General features: G+C 40.3%; 1 protein-coding gene. It reads left to right on the top strand.

The features are described 5' to 3' along the window. The first annotated feature begins 345 nt into the window (after window positions 1–345). Window positions 346–2,679, top strand: coding sequence for a penicillin acylase family protein (locus ACQKN2_RS25145; protein ID WP_427417350.1), 2,334 nt, complete (start codon window positions 346–348; stop codon window positions 2,677–2,679). The last annotated feature ends 189 nt before the right edge of the window (window positions 2,680–2,868 follow it).

The following is a 2,868-nucleotide window of genomic DNA, read 5'->3' on the forward strand; positions in this document are numbered from 1 at the left end:
GGCTAAAAGCATCACGTCCTGTGATAACGCCTTCGTGACCAACATCCTGTTGCCCCGACGCCCCCAGGAAAGCGCCCAGCCGGAACGGAAATCAATCACTCATTTTGCCGAAGAGCCATACTTTATTTAAAATGATCCTTTAATTTCATTGACACAATAGTTTTTCAACAACATAAAAAATCGTATTTTCTATAAGGAAATACGATTTTTGTCTTTTTGCAGGTAATGTTTTTACAATACAGAAACTAAATTTCAAATCTTTTCGAAGGATTTGAAAGCGGGTAAAAGAATATATTGCAAAAAGGGGGTTGAGATGTGAGAAAGTTTACATGGAAGAAGTGGCTAATGGTTATAGCAGGACTTTTAGCTATAGTAGCTATTGTCACATTTATCGGATTTACATGGTTTATGAATAAATCCAAGCCAGTAATCGATGGAGAGCTTTCGTTGAGCATGCTTGAAGAAGATGTAACTGTCACAAGGGATGATAAGGGGATCCCCCATATTTTTGCTAAGACAGATGCAGACTTGTATCGTGCGCAAGGCTATGTTCAAGCGCAAGATCGACTGTTTCAAATGGATTTAGCGCGAAGACAAGCTAGCGGTCGCTTGTCGGAAATAATCGGTGAGGCTACTGTTGATACGGATAAATTTTTCCGAACATTTAGTTTGCGGGATGCAGCTGAAAAATCATTAGGTACTTATGATGCAGAAAGCAGGCAGGTACTTGAGTGGTTTGCAGACGGCGTCAATTCCTTTATTGCACAGGCGAAGAAAAGTAATACATTAAGCTATGAATTCGCATTACTAGGTTACGAACCTGAGGAGTGGTCCGTTGTAGACTCTCTTACTATTGGTAAATATATGGCCTATGACCTAGGAGGTAACTGGAATACGCTTGCGTTTCGTCATTGGGCTTTACAAAATTTTGATGAAGAAAAAGCTAAAGAATTATTTATAAAGTATCCTAAAAATGCTTCATCCATTATCGAGGCAAATAAAGAAAATCCAGTAGCCGTGGCAGGGCATTTTAATGCAGCTCTGTTGCCAAATGAATTTAATGGTAGTAATAACTGGGTTGTATCTGGGCAGAAAACAAAAAACGGTACGCCGATTTTAGCGGATGATCCACATTTAGGATTAAGTACACCCTCTATTTGGTATCAAATGCATTTACAATCTCCTGAGCAAAATGTTAGTGGCGTAATCTTTGTAGGTATTCCAGGTATTATTTTAGGACACAACGATAACATTGCGTGGGGTGTAACGAATGTTGGACCTGATGTACAGGATTTATATATAGAAATGCCTAATCCGAATAATCCCACACAGTTTCGCTATGATGGCAAGTGGGAGCAAGCGGAGGTACGTGATGAACCGATTAAGGTAAAGGACGGGGAAACGGTAGATTTTCAAGTCGTTGTCACACGTCACGGACCAATCATGACAGATTTAGCTTTTAAAGATACTAAGCCTACAGCACAATTTTCGATGCAGTGGACGGCACTGCAACCAACGACAGAGCTACGTGCAATACTAGGCTTTAATAAAGCGAAATCCTGGAATGGATTTGAAAAAGCTTTAGAGGACTTTAAGGCACCGGCTCAAAACTTTGTTTTTGCATCAAAGGATGGCACGATTGCTTATAAAGCGAATGGTCAAATTCCCATTCGAAAACAAGGAGACGGGCAATTACCAGTACCAGGTGATTCTAGTGACTATGGGTGGGAGGGCTTTATCCCGTGGAATGAGCTTCCGACTGTAGTAAACCCTGATGAAGGCTTTATTGCAACAGCAAATAATGAAGTCATTGGGGAAGAATATCCTTATCATATAACAGATTTCTGGGCACAGCCTTATCGTTTTGAACGGATTAAAGAAGTTTTAGAGGCAAATGATTCTTTAACTGTGGAAGATATGATGGATTTACAAATGGATCAGCACAACCTATATGCTCGTGAGTTTTTACCGTATTTATTACCATCGATAAAAGCACAAGATCATGATGGGAAATATAAAGATGTTATAAAATTATTAGAGAAATGGGATATGGTAGATGCAAAGGATTCTGGGGCGCCATTAGTGTTCCATACATTAATGGAAAAGTTACAGGAAGTGTTATTTAAAGGTCAGATGCCAGAAGATATGTATGAATTAATGTATGGGAAGTTTAATATTACAGACCAGCTTTTACGTACAGCTTATGAAGGTAAGAAGAGTATATGGATTGAGGAGCAGGGTGGAGTAGATGCAACTGTTTACAAGGCATTAGAGCTCACTGTCGCACAAATAGAAGATCAATTCGGAAAAAATGTATCGAAATGGAAGTGGGGCGATTTCCATCAACTTACCTTTGACCATACATTAGGTAAAGCCTCGCCAATTCTTGCGGCATATTTTAATGCTAAAAAGGTTCCTATTGGAGGTTCAAAGGTTACTGTTCAAGCTGCTGATAATGATTTAGCTGGAAATGTTACTCACGGAGCATCATGGAGGTTTGTAGTAGATGTTGGTGATTTAAGCTCAGCCTATCATATCGTTGGCCCTGGGCAGAGCGGACATGTAAAATCTGCTTGGTATCAAGATCAAGTAATGGATTGGGCTAATGGAGATTATCATAAAACATATGTGAGGAAAGATGATATTAAAGGTAAAACGTTACGATTAAAAGCAAAATAGGATGAGAGGCTATAAGAATCTATAGGGTTTTAATATGAAGACAACATGGTTTCTCAGCAAAGCGAGGGGTTGATTTCCGTTCCGACTGAGCGCTTTCCTGGGGGCGTCCGATGAGCCGCTTCACTCGCGCTGCTCGCTCCAGGGTCTCGGGCCAACACGATGTTGGTCACGAAGGCGTTATCACAGGAT

The organism is Lysinibacillus sp. NPDC093688, assembly GCF_050280145.1.
Lineage (GTDB): Bacteria > Bacillota > Bacilli > Bacillales_A > Planococcaceae > Lysinibacillus > Lysinibacillus xylanilyticus_B.